Source organism: Martinezella sp. CNPSo 3964, from assembly GCF_057784375.1.
In genome coordinates this window covers 584,978-600,306 of the sequence record NZ_JBXSOW010000003.1, presented here as the reverse complement: position 1 = coordinate 600,306, position 15,329 = coordinate 584,978, and the positions used below count along the sequence as shown (strand labels likewise).

The window sequence follows — 15,329 nt, the reverse complement described above, 5'->3', positions numbered from 1 at the left end:
CTCGTGCCGCCGCTAAGACGGGATAAACCGTATCGAGAACCGGATCAACTCCACCCTCACCCTGAGGCGCGAAGCCTCGAAGGGCGAGGATGGCCCCTGGCCTTCCAACGAAAAAGCGGCCCAAAGGACCGCTTTAATCTCAGTCATCGATGTTTGGATCGCATCAATCCTGCGGGATAGAGCCGCGCAGGTGCGAAAGTTCCATGATGAAATGTTCCAGGCGCGACTTGTGTTCGTGATGCTCGGCATCTTCAAGCTCCGCCTTGGCGGCATTGATGCGGCGGTCCAGCTCGTCGCGGCTCATGTCCTCGACCGGAACGGCGGATTCGGCGAGCAGCGTGCAGCCGGTCGGCAGGATGTCGGCGAAGCCGCCGAATACGACGTAATCCTGCTTCTTTCCGGAAGCCGAGTGCACCTTGACGACGCCCGGCTTGATGGTGGTCATGGTCGGCGCGTGATGAGCCATGACGGTCATCTCGCCTTCGCTCGCGGGAATGACGACATCGATGACCTGCTCCGACAGGAGCAGACGCTCCGGAGACACCAGTTCGAAATTGAAATTGTCAGCCATGGCCCGTCACTTCTCGATTGTCTTATTCGCAAGGCAAGGGCGCGCGGGCAATGCCGCGCGCCGATGGATTGGCCTGATTAGGCAGCCAGCTTCTTGGCCTTTTCGATCGCTTCTTCGATCGAGCCGACCATGTAGAAGGCAGCTTCCGGCAGGTGGTCGTATTCGCCGTTGACGAGGCCCTTGAAGCCCTTGATCGTGTCTTCGAGAGCGACGAGCTTGCCCGGCGAACCGGTGAAAACTTCGGCGACGAAGAACGGCTGCGACAGGAAGCGCTCGATCTTGCGGGCGCGGGCAACAGCCAGCTTGTCGTCTTCGGAAAGTTCGTCCATGCCCAGGATGGCGATGATGTCCTGCAGGGCCTTGTAGCGCTGCAGCGTCGACTGAACCTTACGAGCAATTTCGTAGTGCTCTTCGCCGACGACCATCGGGTCGAGCATGCGCGACGTGGAGTCGAGCGGGTCGACAGCCGGGTAAATACCCTTTTCAGCGATCGAGCGCGACAGAACCGTCGTTGCGTCCAGGTGGGCGAACGAGGTTGCCGGTGCCGGGTCGGTCAAGTCGTCGGCCGGAACGTAAATGGCCTGAACCGAGGTGATCGAGCCCGTCGTCGTCGTGGTGATGCGTTCCTGCATCTGACCCATGTCGGTTGCGAGCGTCGGCTGATAACCCACGGCCGAAGGAATACGGCCGAGCAGAGCCGACACTTCCGAACCAGCCTGCGTGAAGCGGAAGATGTTGTCGACGAAGAACAGAACGTCCTGGCCTTCATCGCGGAAGTTTTCAGCAACGGTCAGACCGGTCAGAGCGACGCGAGCGCGGGCGCCCGGCGGTTCGTTCATCTGGCCGTAAACGAGTGCTGCCTTGGAGCCTTCGCCGCCGCCATGCTTGTTGACGCCCGATTCGATCATTTCGTGGTAAAGGTCGTTGCCTTCGCGGGTACGTTCACCCACGCCAGCGAATACCGAGTAACCACCGTGCGCCTTGGCGACGTTGTTGATCAGTTCCATGATGAGAACGGTCTTGCCAACGCCGGCGCCGCCGAACAGGCCGATCTTGCCGCCCTTTGCGTAAGGAGCGAGAAGGTCGACGACCTTGATGCCGGTGACGAGGATCTGCGCTTCCGTGGACTGCTCGACGTAGGACGGAGCGTCCTGGTGGATGGCGCGCTTCTTGGCGGTGTTCAGCGGACCTGCTTCGTCGACCGGCTCGCCGATGACGTTCATGATACGGCCGAGCGTCTCATGTCCGACCGGAACCGAGATCGGCGCGCCCGTGTCCTTGACCGGCTGGCCGCGAACGAGACCTTCGGTCGAGTCCATGGCGATCGTGCGAACGGAGTTTTCGCCGAGGTGCTGTGCGACTTCGAGAACCAGACGATTGCCGTTGTTGTCGGTTTCAAGCGCGTTCAGGATCGCCGGGAGTTCGCCGTCGAAAGCAACGTCCACAACGGCGCCGATAACCTGCGTAACCTTACCGACAGAACCTGCGGGGGTAGCTGCGTCAGCCATATTCTTACCCTCTTTTCCCTAACCTCAGAGCGCTTCCGCGCCCGAAATGATTTCAATCAATTCCTTGGTGATCTGTGCCTGGCGCTGACGGTTGTAGTTCAGCGTCAGCTTGTTGATCATCTCACCAGCGTTGCGCGTCGCATTGTCCATCGCGCTCATCTTGGCGCCCATCTCGCCGGCAACGTTTTCGAGCAACGCGCGGAAGATCTGGACGGAGATGTTGCGCGGGATCAGGTCCGCGAGGATCGAAGCCGCATCCGGCTCGTATTCATAAACGGCGCCCTTATGGGCTGCATCTTCTTCGACGACGGCGGGAGCCGAAGCCGGAATGAGCTGCTGTGCCGTCGGCACCTGGCTGATCACCGACTTGAATTCGGAGTAGAACAGGGTGCAAACGTCGAATTCGCCAGCTTCGAACATTTCGATAACGCGCTTGCCGATGGCGTCGGCATTGTCGAAACCAATACGCTTTACGTCGCGCAGTTCCTTGCGCTCGACGATCAGCGATGCGTATTCGCGGCGAAGTACGTCATAGCCCTTCTTGCCGACGGTGAAGATCTTCACCGTCTTGCCTTCGGCCAGAAGCTTGCGGGCATGGTCGCGGGCGAAGCGCGAGATCTGCGAGTTGAAGCCGCCGCAAAGGCCGCGTTCGGCCGTGCAGACGACGAGCAGATGCACATCGCTCTTGCCGGTTCCGGTCATCAGCAGCGGCGCACCGTCAGCATCGCTGACGGCAGCCGAGATGTTGGCCAGAACAGCGGCCATGCGCTGCGAGTAAGGCCGGGCGGCCTCGGCCGCCTCCTGCGCACGCCGAAGCTTCGCCGCGGCGACCATTTTCATCGCCTTGGTGATCTTCTGCGTCGCCTTGACGGAGGCGATCCGGTTTTTCAGATCCTTGAGTGAAGGCATCCTTGGTCCGTCCTAGAGCTTGGGCCCGATTACGCGAAAGACTTGGCGAAGCTGTCGAGAGCAGCGGTGAGCTTGCCCTTCGTCGCGTCGCTGATGGCCTTTTCGGTGCGGATGGTGTCGAGGATGTCCTTGCCTTCCGAGCGGAGGTACGACAGGAAGCCGTGCTCGAACTTGCCGACCTGAGCAACAGGCAGCTTGTCGAGGTAGCCGTTGACGCCGGCAAAGATCACAGCAACCTGTTCTTCCGTCTTCAGCGGCGAGAACTGCGGCTGCTTCAGGAGTTCGGTCAGGCGAGCACCGCGGTTGAGCAGGCGCTGCGTTGCGGCATCGAGATCGGAACCGAACTGGGCGAAGGCGGCCATTTCGCGATACTGGGCAAGTTCGCCCTTGATCGAGCCTGCAACCTGCTTCATCGCCTTGATCTGAGCCGACGAGCCGACGCGCGAAACCGAGAGACCGACGTTAACGGCCGGGCGGATACCCTGGTAGAACAGGTCGGTTTCGAGGAAGATCTGGCCGTCGGTGATCGAGATCACGTTGGTCGGAATGAAGGCCGAAACGTCGTTACCCTGCGTTTCGATGACCGGCAGAGCGGTGAGCGAACCAGCGCCCTTCTCGTCGTTCATCTTTGCGGCGCGCTCGAGGAGACGCGAGTGCAGGTAGAAAACGTCGCCCGGGTAAGCTTCGCGGCCCGGCGGGCGGCGCAGCAGCAGCGACATCTGGCGGTAGGCAACGGCCTGCTTGGACAGGTCGTCGTAGCCGATCAGCGCGTGCTGGGCGTTGTCACGGAAATATTCGCCCATGGCGCAGCCGGCGAACGGAGCCAGGAACTGCATCGGAGCCGGATCGGAAGCGGTAGCCGCGACGATGATCGAGTACTTCAGGGCGCCGCGCTCTTCGAGCACCTTGACGAACTGGGCGACGGTCGAGCGCTTCTGGCCGACGGCGACGTAGACGCAAAAGAGCTTTTCGCTGTCCGGACCATTATCCTGAATGGACTTCTGGTTCAGGATCGTGTCGAGGATGATGGCGGTCTTGCCGGTCTGGCGGTCGCCGATGACCAGCTCGCGCTGGCCGCGGCCAACCGGGATCAGAGCGTCGATGGCCTTGAGGCCGGTCGACATCGGCTCATGAACCGACTTGCGCGGAATGATGCCCGGAGCCTTGACGTCGACGCGCGAACGGCGGGTCGCGTTGATCGGGCCCTTGCCGTCGATCGGATTGCCGAGCGCGTCAACAACGCGGCCGAGCAGTTCCGGACCAACCGGAACGTCAACGATCGCGCCGGTGCGCTTGACGGTGTCGCCTTCCTTGATGTCGCGGTCGGAACCGAAGATAACGACACCGACGTTGTCGGCTTCAAGGTTCAGCGCCATGCCGCGGATGCCGCCGGGGAACTCGACCATTTCGCCGGCCTGAACATTGTCCAGACCGTAGACGCGGGCAATACCGTCACCGACGGAGAGAACCTGGCCGACTTCGGAGACTTCAGCTTCCTTGCCGAAGTTTTTGATCTGATCTTTCAGAATTGCGGAAATTTCCGCGGCGCGGATATCCATCAGCCGACCTCTTTCAATGCAAGCTTAAGGGTGGAGAGTTTAGTGCGAAGGGACGTATCGATCTGACGCGAACCGACCTTGACGATCAGGCCGCCAAGGATCGACGGATCGACGGTGACGGCAATCGCCACGTCCTTGCCGGTGACGCCCTTCAGCGCCGCCTTCAATTCATCTTCCTGCGCCAGGGTCAGCGCATGGGCCGAGGTAACCTCGGCGGAAATCTCGCCGCGATGCTGGGCGGCGATGATGCGGAAAGCCTTGATCATGCCCGGCAGCGCAAAAAGGCGCCGGTTGCTGGCCACAAGCTTCAGAAAATTGGTAACGTAGGCGCCGAAGCCGGCCTTCTTTGCCAGCGCTTCAATCGCACCGACCTGCTCTTCAGCCGAAAAGACCGGGCTGAGGACGAAGCGCTTCAGATCTTCGCTTTCGTCGAGCATGGCTTGGAACCGATCGAGATCGGCGGTCACTGCCGGTACGGCACCCTCTTCGAGGGCCAATTCGAACAGCGACGAGGCATATCGTTCTGCGACACCAGAAACATGCTGGGATGTGTCTGCCACGGGCACAAAATTCCCTGATTTCAACCCAAGAACCAAACTTCCGGGTGACGGAAGCGATATGTCCTTGAATTCGTTTTGATTTCCCCCAGAAATCAGCAGGAGCGCGCTCCTGCCTCATCCGAAATTCGGGGTTCGTCTAACATAGGATATTGAGACTCGCAACACGCGTATTCGACGAATACGCCATTCGGGCGAATTTATGATGTCAAAATTCAAAAACCATGGGGATAGCGCAGGCGAATTTGGCTGCACTGGAGCGCTTTTCGGCTCAAATGTAGCCGAGACCGTAGAGAAAAGGTAGCGCAGCCAGCACAGCCTGCACAACCAGAAGAAGAAGGCTCAAAAATATGCTGCCCCGATCGGACATCAGCGAGAGGATGCGACCGAACGCCGCGACACCGAAGGACGCGCCAAGCGCGAGATAGATCATCGGCTGCGCGAGCAGGATCGCCATCAATCCAAAGCCGACCATGAAGCCGCCGGCCGAACGCGCTTCGGCATAGGCTTCCGACCGCCCTTCCTTCACCTGCAGCTTGAGGAAGCGGTAGGCGTAACCCGGTGCGAACATCAGGAAGAGGCCGATCAGCGCCGTAACGGCAGCCGAACAGTAGGCAAGCCGCTCGCCGAATTCTGTCGGAAAATAAAGCTCCATTGGTCGCCCCCAAATCAGCCGCGTACAAATCACCTAAGTGAGACGGCCGACTTATGGCATGATCCGGTCAAATAGGGAAAGGCGCAGCCAGGATATCCGTCGCGTCAATCACAGAAAGCTTTGCGGATCGATATCAAGCTGCACCTGCACGGAGCCGCGCTCCTTCGGCGATTGTGCCAGCATGGCCCGCAGGAAACCCTGCATGTCGGAATTGCGCCGGCCATGCACGAGCAGGCGGAAACGGTGGCGGCCGCGCACCAGCGCGATCGGCGCTTCGGCCGGGCCTAATACCGAAATGCCTGTCACCTGCGGCGCCGCATTGCGCATGCCGCGCGCATGGGTCTCCGCATCCTGCCTGGTATCGGCGGAGACGATGATCGAGGCGAGCCGGCCGAAGGGCGGCAATATCGCCCTCTCCCGCTCTGAAATCTCGCGCTCGTAGAAGGCGCTGGCATCGCCCGACACAATCGCCTGCATGACGGGATGCTGCGGCTGATAGGTCTGCAGCAATCCGTGGCTCTTCAAGCCGGTCCGCCCGGCGCGTCCCGTCACCTGCGACAGGAGCTGGAACGTTCGCTCGGCGGCGCGCGGATCGCCATTCGCCAGGCCGAGATCGGCATCGACGATGCCGACCAGCGTCATCAGCGGAAAATTATGTCCCTTGGCGACGAGCTGCGTACCGATGACGATGTCGGCCTCGCCCTTGGCGATTGCATCGAGCTCCAGTCTCAGCCGCTTGACGCCGCCCATGATGTCGGAGGAGAGCACGATCGTCCGCGCGTCGGGGAAATGCCGTTCCACCTCTTCGGCGATGCGCTCGACGCCGGGGCCGCAGGCAACGAGGTGGTCGAGCGTACCACATTCGGGGCACGCCTCCGGCGTGCGCTCGGCATAGCCGCATTGATGGCACTGGATCTGGTTGCGGAAGCGGTGCTCCACCAGCCAGCTCGAACATTGCGGGCACTGGAAGCGATGGCCGCAAACACGGCAGAGCGTCAGCGGCGCATAACCGCGCCTGTTGAGGAACATGAGCGCCTGCTCGCCCTTGGCAACCGTCTTGCCGATTGCGCGGATCATGACCGGTGAAAGGAAGCCGCCGCGCTCCGGCGCATGCCGGCGCATGTCGATCAGATGCAGATCCGGAAGCGCCGCATCGCCATAGCGCGTCGGCAGGTGGATTGTCGTGTAGCGTCCGCTCTGGCCGTTGACCTGGCTTTCCACCGAAGGCGTGGCCGACACCAGCACGACGGGAAAATCACCGATGCGGCCGCGCACGACAGCCATGTCGCGCGCATTATAATAGACGCGATCCTCCTGCTTGTAGGCAGGATCATGCTCTTCATCGACGATGATGAGCCCGAGATCCTCGAAAGGCAGGAAGAGCGCCGAGCGAGCCCCGGCTACGACCCGCACCTCACCGGTGACGGCCTGACGCCAGACCTTTTCGCGCATTTTCGGAGCGAGATCGGAATGCCATTCGGCCGGCTTGGCGCCGAAGCGATCCTGAAAGCGTTCGAGAAAGCTCGCCGTCAGCGCGATCTCCGGCAAAAGGATCAGCACCTGCTTGCCGCGCCTCAACGTTTCCGCGATGGCCTCGAAATAGACCTCCGTCTTGCCGGAGCCGGTGACGCCATCGATCAGCGAAACCGCGAATTCGCCCTTGCGCACATCGACGAGAATCTCGTCGGCCGCATCCTTCTGCGGCCCCTGCAGCCGCGACGCGGTGAACTCCGGATCGGGCTTGGCGACCACAGGGGGCGGCGGCAGGAAGATAGTTTCGAAAATGCCCTGCGAGATCAGCCCGTCGACGACGCTGGTGGAGACACCCGCCGCATGCGCAAGGCCGAGCCGCGTCCAGGCCAATCCGTCGGCGGCAATCTCCATCACCTTGGCGCGAGCCGGTGTCAGACGTTCCGGCTGGCCGCCGATGAAGCGCAGGCCTTCTACCATCGGTTCGGGATCGAAGGCGGCAGGCGCGCGCAGGGCCATGCGCGCCACAAGCCCTGGCGGCGACAGCGTATAAGTGGCAACCCAATCGACGAAATCGCGCATATGCCTGCCGAGCGGCGGGCAATCGAACACATGGCTGATCGGCCGAAGCTTCTTCGGATCGACACCACCATCGTCCTCGCCATCCCAGACGACGCCGATGACCTGTCTTGGCCCGAGCGGCACCTGCACGACGGAGCCCGGCTCCACCGCCATGCCCTCGGGCACGGCATAGGAATAGGCCCTCGGCGCCGGCATCGGCACGAGAACGGGAACCGTACGGCTCATCACAGGCTTTGCGGGCGCCGCCTCGAAAAGCGCACCGAACAGATCGGAAGAATCTTTGCTCATTGCGCCAGACCATGCCCCGGACGGATGCAAAAGGAAACCCGGGAGCAGCGCCTGATTGCTTGCAAAATGCGGACGGCCCGCAGCCGAGGTGAATATCCTGCGTTACGCAGCAACCTTACCAACATCGGTCCAAAGCGGACAGTCTCGTTTGCAATCACGGCGATGGTTGTTCCGGCTTCGGAACGTCCGAGGGCAAAGCATCACGCTCGGCAAAGATGTTTTCCATTTCCGCCATATTCTGGGTCCCCCAGGTGCAAAGCGGGACGATCGCGACGGCCAGGCTGCGGCCAAGAGGAGTGAGCGCGTAGTCCACACGCGGCGGCACCTCCTTGTAATCGGTCCGCGCCAGAACGCGATCGACCTCCAACTCCTTCAATTGCTGGATCAGCACCTTGTCGCTAACGCCCTTTATCGTGCGCTTGAGCTCGCCGTAGCGCTTCGGGCCGTCAAGCAGGAAGTACAGGATCAGCGGCTTCCACTTGCCGGCGATGATGCGGAGCGTGACGGCCAGTCCGTGGGAGTATCCTATACCGCAGTGATCGGAAGGTTCAGCCATTTTTTCCATACTTACCAAAAGGTGCATACTTGTCCTCAGGTAAGCACTTTCTTAGCTTCTGTGCAACTTCAACAGAGGATGCACAGCATGACTAGACTGAATGGAAAGACCGCCGTGATCACCGGCGGCGCTACCGGCATTGGTCGCGCAGCGGCAAAGCGCTTCATCGAGGAAGGCGCCTTCGTCTTCATCTTCGGCCGCCGGCAGGAGGCGCTCGATGTGGCTCTGGCCGACCTCGGGCCGAATGCCCGCGCGGTGAAGGGCTCGGTCTCCGATCTCGGCGATCTCGACCGCCTCTACGCGGCAGTGAAGGCCGAGCGCGGAACCCTCGACGTCGTCTTTGCCAATGCCGGTGCCGGAAGCCAGCTTCCGCTCGGCGAGATCACCGCCGAGCACATTGACGAAACCTTCGACACCAATGTGAAGGGTACGATCTTCACGATCCAGAAGGCGTTGCCGTTGATGGGTCAGGGCGGCTCGATCATCCTCACCGGATCGAGCGCCGGCACGACGGGCGCGCCGGCAATGAGCGCCTACAGCGCCAGCAAGGCCGCAGTGCGCAACCTCGCGCGCACCTGGGCGGAGGATCTCAAGGGCACCGGCATCCGGGTCAACGTGCTGTCGCCCGGGGCGACGGCGACAGAACTCGCGAAGGAGGCGCTCGGCGAGGAAGGCCAGAAGGTCTTCGCCTCGATGACCCCGCTCCAGCGCATGGCCGATCCCTCGGAGATCGGGGCGGTGGCTGCCTTCCTCGCGTCTCAGGACAGCAGTTTCATGACCGCCAGCGAAGTCGCCGTCGACGGTGGCCTTGCGCAACTCTGAAACGCTACGCCGGTCGGGCGCTCCATTTGATTATTTGGAGCGCCTTGAGGCGTGATAAACCGAAGGAGACCCTATGAGCCGCGCAATCATCGGCATCGACAAGATCGGCCGGGCTCTGGCCGTAACCTCCACCCGAAACGGCATCGAAGTACCCGCTGCGACACCAGTCTCCACTTACTATTGAACGAAATCCGTTCAACCGGGTTCGGACATGAACTGAGCCGTTTGAAAATCTCTCGCTCACCAGGTGAAACGAGGACCGAAGGAGCCATAGGAGCCCGGCGCCGATCCGCTTGGATCCAGCTGATTATCCCGTTGGACTCTGTCTTCCCATCGCCGACGCTCGGCCGCCTTGTCTTTCGCAGAGGCTGTTGACTTGCTCGCGATCACGGAACGGGATTGACCGCCAGTTCCGCCGAACGTCGAGCAGGAGACAAAGAAAACGGCGGGAAAGGCAATCAGAACGCCTAGGGCAACCACCCTCGTGAGCCCATGGTAAATCGGCTGCATGGACATCCCCAATGCTCTCTGTGACCATTTGTAATCAAGGGCGAGGTTATTCGATTTCGCATCGAGTGGAAACCGGAGGCTGTTCGGATTTCCGCGTGATCGGCGGGAACCGATGCTCCGGGCTCATAAGGAAACCCGGGAGTGCCGTGCGATTGCTCGCAAAATGCGGACGACCTGCAGCTGTAATGAATATCCGGCGTTATGCAGCAACGCCACCAATTACCAATATCGACCCAAAAACAGACGATCGGCTGTGGGTCAACTTGTTCCGGAGGTGACAGTCCAGTAGGCGACGAAATCAGGATCGTGTACGGCATTCCCAGCGCCATCCGTATAGATGCCCGGATCCGCCCTCTCGAAGACCTCGAGCATGGGCGGAAGATTGATCTCCTCTTGGATTTCGTCGCCTTCGATCCTGATTGTTATTCCCCAACGTTGATCCACGGATTTGATGTAGCCATGAAATTGCTCTTCTTTCGTTACCGTTCCGTCGGGTTGACGGTAGGTAATTCCGAGTAGAACCAAAGTTCCAAGGATTTCATCGGCAAAAGCTTGATCCCAATTGGGATCAATTTCATTCTTATCTAGCCAATCCGTGCGTTCCATTGAATTACCCAATGCCTCAACAGTTTGAAGCTGTCCTGTTGGCCGAGGCAGCTCGATCCAACCAAAAGAGAAATATCCAGATGAAGCAACCTGAATACTGCACCGTATCTCGATCTCCAACAGTTGAAGAATATTTGCATCTTCGTGCGGTTGCTGGCTTGAGTGCGTTTTCTGAAGGTGCTGCGCGCGTGGGTCTGAATGGAACGATCTATTCCGTGGTGATTACATACGAAAGCTTAGCAATCGGAATGGGTCGATTGATCGGTGACGGTGGCTGCTTTTTCCAGGTCGTGGATATCGCTGTTCATCCCGAGCACCAGGGACGTGGACTCGGGAGAGCGATCATGGAAGCGATCATGACATATGTCTCACAAGAGCTGCCCCCTTCCGCATATGTCAGCCTCATAGCGGATGTTCCCGCAAACAAGCTCTATGAGAAATTTGGCTTCGTTGAGACCGCCCCAAGGTCTCTAGGAATGGCATATCGCGTAGTACGTTAAGGCGAACACGAAAGCTCAGCAGCTCAATGGCCACCGATGGCGCAACATTGCCGCGAGCGACTGCCACCCGCTCCCTGAACATCAAAGCCTTCACAACACCCCAGACAACCTCCCACCCTCGCGAATCCGAAGCTTCGGCCGATCAAAATCGTCATTGCTGATAATCGCATCGGCGACAAGAGCGGGCGCTGACAAGCTTTCATAAAGCGCAAAGGCCGGTCGGTATCGATCGGCATAGAGCTGGCGGGTCGTCTCCGTTCCGCCCAGAAGCTGGGTGTCGCGCGCAATGCCGCGCTGCTCGGATACCTGCTCCGAGGTTTCGATGAAGATGGCGAGGTCCCAGCCCTCGCGCAGCTCCGGCCGCTGCAGAAAGGTGCCGTCGACGATGAGGATCGCGTCGGCAGGCGCAAATTGCGGATCCTGGTGGATCGGCACGTCATTGTGCAGGTCGAAGGAGGCAGTGCGATACCATTGATCGCCACCCGGCCCCAGGGGCTTGAGCAGCAGTGTATTGATCGCCGGAAGATCGCGCGCATCGTGGTAATAGCCCTCGGCGGAGTACCGGCCGCGCGCATAGCGTTCCACCTTCGGTCGATGGAATCCATCGATCGAGGTGCGGATGATGTCTCGTTCGCTGCCTTTCAAGCAATCGGCCAATTCGTTCGCCAGCGTGGTCTTGCCCGATGCCGTTCGGCCGTCGATCGCAATACGGATCGGCCGCGCCAGGTCGAGGCTTGCGATTATCGTAGCCAGGTCGGTCAACAAAGCGGCTCTGTTCAAAGAGGTCATTTCAAAAATTCCTTTTGGGATGCTTCCATGTCGTAAAAATGAGGGCGCCCCTGACGGCTGCTACTCGTCGTCATCGTCAATCACGCCGGTCAGCCGCATGCCGTCGATCCAGGTGGAACCGTCTTCGCGGATGACTCGGCGCGGTTTTGCTCCGCAGCGCTCGCGCACCGCCTGCGCCAGAACTTCGGAATGGGTGACGATCCAGATCTGGCTGTTTTTCGCGGCTTGCGCGATCATATCGGCAAGCGGCGGCAGCATGTCCGGGTGCAGGCTCGCCTCCGGCTCGTTGAGCGCGATCAGCGGCGGCAGGCGGTAGGACATCAGGGCGGCGGCAAGGCCAAGGAAGCGGATCTGGCCGTCCGATAGTTCGCGCGGCTGGAAGACGCGGTTGGGAAATTCCGGCAGCATCAGCCCGAAATCCGCCGTTTCCTCCGGCGCAGGCACGACGAGCCGCCCCCCGCCGAGGGCAGCGGCAATCACCCGGTCGAGCTCGACCGTGTCTCCGCGAATATGCGTAAGCGTGGCGAAAACAGCGGCAATATTGGCGCCATCCTCATCCAGCATCGACGACGTCACCGCCAGGCACGGCGCGCGCAGAGGCGAACCGCGATCGGTGCGAAAGCCATGAAAGAACCGCCAAGCATCGACTGCGCGCCGGAAGGTGCCGATTTCCGGATAGTGTCCGGCATCGCCGAGCAGCGCGACCGCGGTTTCCGAAGGCAAGGCCTGTTCGCGATAGGCCTCCATGCGGCCGGTCTCGCCGCGCACCGAAATGCCCGCCCCTTCGCGCTTCATCATCGTCACCGGCCGACGCCCGCCTTCGAACGAAAGCTCCTCGGCCTTGATTTCGGGCTCGAGCGCGAAACCGGCGGCGCCTGGCGGCCGCATGCCGGCCTCGATCCAGTAGCGGAAGGTCGCCGCCCGCTCCATGTCGAGCAGCTCGACATCGAAGCGGATCCGGGGCGACTCATGCGAGCGCCGCTTGCCCGACCACATGGCCGAGAACATGCCGCCCTCGCTGGAGATTTCATGCGCCAGCCTGCCCCGAACCGCAGCCTGCACGAGCTGCAACGAGCGATAGAGGTTGGACTTGCCGACACCATTCTCGCCGATGAACAGATTGACATCGGAGAGATCCATTCGGATCGAGCGCAGGGAGCGATAATTGCGGGCAAACATCGAGCGTAGCTGCATGCCACGCGGTTTAGCCGATTCCCATATTAAAGAGAATGCGAAACCAGGGTCTCATCCTGGGCCGAAGGGACGAGAGGCACAAAGGTTGCATTGCCGTCGGCCGCAAGATCGAACACCGTGTGCTTCTCCAATGCCTTCGTCACCTCGTTCACGTCGCCGTCGAGATGCTCGACGGGAATGAGGTTGCCGACCAGGAAGTCAAACCGGTCGCCGCGCTTGTTGAGCAGTTCGTGGAAGACGGTCATGTCACGCAGCTCCGTCGACCATTTGGCGAACCAGTAGAACAGGCCGGAATTACGCGCCGTCAGATGCACGGGCAGGATCGGCAGATTGTATTTGCGCGCGAGACCCACGGCGGATGTCTTCCATGGCCGCTCGTTCAGCTTCCCGTTCGCCCAGTAGGCGATGCGGCCGGACGGGAAGAGCACGGTCACCTTGCCCTCCGCGACGGCGCGGTTGGTCAGTTGCAGCGTCTCGCGCGTCTTCGGCTTGCTCTTGTATTCCTCGCGCCATTCGACCGGGATAATCATCTCCGCAAACCGCGGATTGACGCGCACCGCATCGCGATTGGCAAAGATCATCATGTCGGGACGGTGCGACTTCAGGAGATCGAAGACGGCGACGCCATCGGCAATGCCGGTCGGGTGGTTGCTGACGAGAATGAAACCGCCGGATGCGGGAATACGGTCGGCATGGGTGACGCCGATGTCGAGCCGCAGCAGATCGCTCATATATTCGAAGCACTGGAAGCCGGAAAGCTTGGCGACATCATCGGCGAATTCGATCGCCTTATTGTAGCGTAGCAGCGTGTAGAGAAACGGGCGCATGAGCGGCCAGAGCGGATTGCGCACGATCTTCTGCCCGCGCTCGGCAATCAGAGTATCGACAATATGTCCGGGCTGGCCCTGAGATACCAAAGCGATCGCTTCTGCAATCTGTCCCAGTGCAGTTATCGAACCGCGGCGTGCCATGAAGTGTCCTGAATGGTTGAGATATATTCTATCGCAATCGAATATGATCGAAGCATGACAAGCGCCTCGCATATGGCGACCGAACGATCGGAGATCCTGGATCGGCCCATATGCTGTCGTATTTAGAGTGCGACAGCGCTCGCAGCGCGGGGGAAACGCACCGAAAGCGACAGGAAAGTTAGCGATTCCATAACCTTCCTTCCTTCAAAGTGGCAGAAGGAATCCGAATTTCAAGGGGTTTTCCACTGAACGAATTGCTTGTTATCGCCGACTCCAGGTTGATGGCGGAACGCGGCCGCTGGCTCGATGCGCTCGGCCGGGAGCGGCGGCTCGCCGCGCATACGCTCAATGCCTATGAACGCGATACGCGGCAATTCCTGACCTTCCTCACCGGCCATCTCGGCAGCCCGGCGACGATCGAGGATATTCATGCGCTTCGCCCCGCCGACTTTCGCGCTTTTCTGGCAGCGCGCCGCAAGGATGGCGCGGGCGCGCGTTCGCTCGGGCGCAACCTTGCCGGTCTTCGCTCGCTGCTGCGCTATCTCGAAAAGAAGGGGCTGGTAAACGCCGCCGGTGCTGCCGCCGTTCGATCGCCGAAACAGCCGAAATCGCTTCCAAAACCGCTCTCCGACAAGCAGGCGATCACCGTCGTCAGTGACGAGGCGCAGCTGCACGAGGAACCATGGATCGCCGCGCGCGATGCCGCCGTGCTGACCCTGCTCTATGGCTGCGGGCTACGCATTTCCGAGGCGCTGGATCTGAAGCCGCAGGATTTTCCGCCGGGCGCAACCTCACTGCGCATCACCGGCAAGGGCAACAAGACGCGGCTGGTGCCGCTGCTGCCGATCGTCATCGAAGCGGTCGACCAATACCGCAAGCTCTGCCCCTATCATCTCGATGTGGATGGTGCGCTCTTTCGCGGCGCGCGCGGCGGTAAGCTGCAACCGGGCATCATCCAGCACGGCATGCAGAAATTGCGCGGCGCCTTCGGGCTGCCGGATACGGCAACGCCGCACGCGCTTCGCCATTCCTTCGCGACCCATCTGCTCGCCGGCGGCGGCGATCTGCGCACCATCCAGGAGCTGCTCGGCCACGCGAGCCTCTCAACGACGCAGGTCTATACGGGCGTCGATTCCTCGCGCCTTCTCGAGGTCTACGACCGCGCCCATCCGCGTGCATAAGGAATGATTAACCTCTCGCGTTAAGGGAATTTCCGTCTCGTTCGCGTAAAGCAGAATCATGTCCCGGCATGCCTCCTGAAAGCCGCTTTCGGGCGTTAGCG

General features: G+C 60.7%; 15 protein-coding genes. 3 read left to right on the top strand and 12 right to left on the bottom strand.

The features are described 5' to 3' along the window. Positions 1–163: 163 nt before the first annotated feature. The 8 genes from AC13Q5_RS13300 to AC13Q5_RS13265 form a co-directional block, all read right to left on the bottom strand. Positions 164–571, bottom strand: coding sequence for a F0F1 ATP synthase subunit epsilon (locus AC13Q5_RS13300; RefSeq protein WP_075853699.1), 408 nt, complete (start codon positions 569–571; stop codon positions 164–166). Between the two features lie 77 nt (positions 572–648). Continuing rightward, positions 649–2,079, bottom strand: coding sequence for a F0F1 ATP synthase subunit beta (gene atpD / locus AC13Q5_RS13295; RefSeq protein ID WP_075853698.1), 1,431 nt, complete (start codon positions 2,077–2,079; stop codon positions 649–651). A 24-nt stretch (positions 2,080–2,103) separates the two neighbouring features. Continuing rightward, positions 2,104–2,988 (bottom strand): F0F1 ATP synthase subunit gamma, encoded by an 885-nt coding sequence (locus AC13Q5_RS13290; protein WP_075853697.1) that lies wholly within the window; start codon positions 2,986–2,988, stop codon positions 2,104–2,106. A gap of 29 nt (positions 2,989–3,017) precedes the next feature. Then, a complete protein-coding gene (gene atpA, locus AC13Q5_RS13285) occupies positions 3,018–4,547 on the bottom strand; it encodes a F0F1 ATP synthase subunit alpha (protein ID WP_075853696.1) in 1,530 nt (509 codons plus the stop codon). Then, positions 4,547–5,113 carry a F0F1 ATP synthase subunit delta gene (locus AC13Q5_RS13280; RefSeq protein WP_488501932.1) on the bottom strand — a complete coding sequence of 189 codons (567 nt, stop codon included), beginning with the start codon at positions 5,111–5,113 and terminating at the stop codon, positions 4,547–4,549. Before AC13Q5_RS13280 ends, atpA begins: the two co-directional genes overlap by 1 nt. Positions 5,114–5,375: 262 nt before the next feature. Next, positions 5,376–5,759 carry an AGROH133_08824 family phage infection protein gene (locus AC13Q5_RS13275; RefSeq protein ID WP_488501931.1) on the bottom strand — a complete coding sequence of 128 codons (384 nt, stop codon included), beginning with the start codon at positions 5,757–5,759 and terminating at the stop codon, positions 5,376–5,378. A gap of 108 nt (positions 5,760–5,867) precedes the next feature. Next, positions 5,868–8,099: a primosomal protein N' gene (locus AC13Q5_RS13270; RefSeq protein WP_488501930.1), complete on the bottom strand. Its 2,232-nt coding sequence runs from the start codon at positions 8,097–8,099 to the stop codon at positions 5,868–5,870. Positions 8,100–8,253: 154 nt separating this feature from the next. Beyond that, on the bottom strand, positions 8,254–8,655 hold the full coding sequence (locus AC13Q5_RS13265; protein ID WP_488501929.1) for a winged helix-turn-helix transcriptional regulator: 402 nt from the start codon (positions 8,653–8,655) through the stop codon (positions 8,254–8,256). Positions 8,656–8,742: 87 nt separating this feature from the next. On the opposite strand from AC13Q5_RS13265, the gene AC13Q5_RS13260 reads away from it, so the two are divergent. Then, a complete protein-coding gene (locus AC13Q5_RS13260; protein ID WP_075853691.1) occupies positions 8,743–9,477 on the top strand; it encodes an SDR family NAD(P)-dependent oxidoreductase in 735 nt (244 codons plus the stop codon). A gap of 768 nt (positions 9,478–10,245) precedes the next feature. Here the strand turns inward: AC13Q5_RS13260 and AC13Q5_RS13255 are convergent. Continuing rightward, positions 10,246–10,593, bottom strand: a complete 348-nt coding sequence (locus AC13Q5_RS13255) for a hypothetical protein (protein ID WP_075853690.1) — start codon at positions 10,591–10,593, stop codon at positions 10,246–10,248. A gap of 80 nt (positions 10,594–10,673) precedes the next feature. Here AC13Q5_RS13255 and AC13Q5_RS13250 point away from each other — a divergent pair, with 80 nt between their 5' ends. Further along, on the top strand, positions 10,674–11,093 hold the full coding sequence (locus AC13Q5_RS13250) for a GNAT family N-acetyltransferase (protein WP_075853832.1): 420 nt from the start codon (positions 10,674–10,676) through the stop codon (positions 11,091–11,093). 90 nt (positions 11,094–11,183) lie between these two features. Here AC13Q5_RS13250 and AC13Q5_RS13245 read toward each other — a convergent pair whose 3' ends face one another. The 3 genes from AC13Q5_RS13245 to AC13Q5_RS13235 are packed head-to-tail and all read right to left on the bottom strand — an operon-like array spanning position 11,184 to position 14,047. Beyond that, the gene (locus AC13Q5_RS13245; RefSeq protein ID WP_488501928.1) at positions 11,184–11,882 is read right to left on the bottom strand and encodes a nucleoside/nucleotide kinase family protein; all 699 of its coding nucleotides are present in this window, start codon (positions 11,880–11,882) and stop codon (positions 11,184–11,186) included. 60 nt (positions 11,883–11,942) lie between these two features. After that, positions 11,943–13,076: an AAA family ATPase gene (locus AC13Q5_RS13240; protein ID WP_488501927.1), complete on the bottom strand. Its 1,134-nt coding sequence runs from the start codon at positions 13,074–13,076 to the stop codon at positions 11,943–11,945. A 26-nt stretch (positions 13,077–13,102) separates the two neighbouring features. Then, complete coding sequence (locus AC13Q5_RS13235; RefSeq protein WP_075853687.1) at positions 13,103–14,047, bottom strand: GNAT family N-acetyltransferase; 945 nt, start codon at positions 14,045–14,047, stop codon at positions 13,103–13,105. Between the two features lie 245 nt (positions 14,048–14,292). On the opposite strand from AC13Q5_RS13235, the gene AC13Q5_RS13230 reads away from it, so the two are divergent. Further along, positions 14,293–15,228, top strand: coding sequence for a tyrosine recombinase XerC (locus tag AC13Q5_RS13230; RefSeq protein WP_488502024.1), 936 nt, complete (start codon positions 14,293–14,295; stop codon positions 15,226–15,228). Positions 15,229–15,329: the final 101 nt, after the last annotated feature.

Bases quoted from the DNA above. Each gene is read 5' to 3' on its own strand.
- AC13Q5_RS13300 (WP_075853699.1), bottom strand. From the start codon at position 571: ATGGCTGACAATTTCAATTTCGAACTGGTGTCTCCGGAGCGTCTGCTC.
- atpD (WP_075853698.1), bottom strand. From the start codon at position 2,079: ATGGCTGACGCAGCTACCCCCGCAGGTTCTGTCGGTAAGGTTACGCAG.
- AC13Q5_RS13290 (WP_075853697.1), bottom strand. From the start codon at position 2,988: ATGCCTTCACTCAAGGATCTGAAAAACCGGATCGCCTCCGTCAAGGCG.
- atpA (WP_075853696.1), bottom strand. From the start codon at position 4,547: ATGGATATCCGCGCCGCGGAAATTTCCGCAATTCTGAAAGATCAGATC.
- AC13Q5_RS13275 (WP_488501931.1), bottom strand. From the start codon at position 5,759: ATGGAGCTTTATTTTCCGACAGAATTCGGCGAGCGGCTTGCCTACTGT.
- AC13Q5_RS13270 (WP_488501930.1), bottom strand. From the start codon at position 8,099: ATGAGCAAAGATTCTTCCGATCTGTTCGGTGCGCTTTTCGAGGCGGCG.
- AC13Q5_RS13265 (WP_488501929.1), bottom strand. From the start codon at position 8,655: ATGGCTGAACCTTCCGATCACTGCGGTATAGGATACTCCCACGGACTG.
- AC13Q5_RS13260 (WP_075853691.1), top strand. From the start codon at position 8,743: ATGACTAGACTGAATGGAAAGACCGCCGTGATCACCGGCGGCGCTACC.
- AC13Q5_RS13255 (WP_075853690.1), bottom strand. From the start codon at position 10,593: ATGGAACGCACGGATTGGCTAGATAAGAATGAAATTGATCCCAATTGG.
- AC13Q5_RS13250 (WP_075853832.1), top strand. From the start codon at position 10,674: ATGAAGCAACCTGAATACTGCACCGTATCTCGATCTCCAACAGTTGAA.
- AC13Q5_RS13245 (WP_488501928.1), bottom strand. From the start codon at position 11,882: ATGACCTCTTTGAACAGAGCCGCTTTGTTGACCGACCTGGCTACGATA.
- AC13Q5_RS13240 (WP_488501927.1), bottom strand. From the start codon at position 13,076: ATGCAGCTACGCTCGATGTTTGCCCGCAATTATCGCTCCCTGCGCTCG.
- AC13Q5_RS13235 (WP_075853687.1), bottom strand. From the start codon at position 14,047: ATGGCACGCCGCGGTTCGATAACTGCACTGGGACAGATTGCAGAAGCG.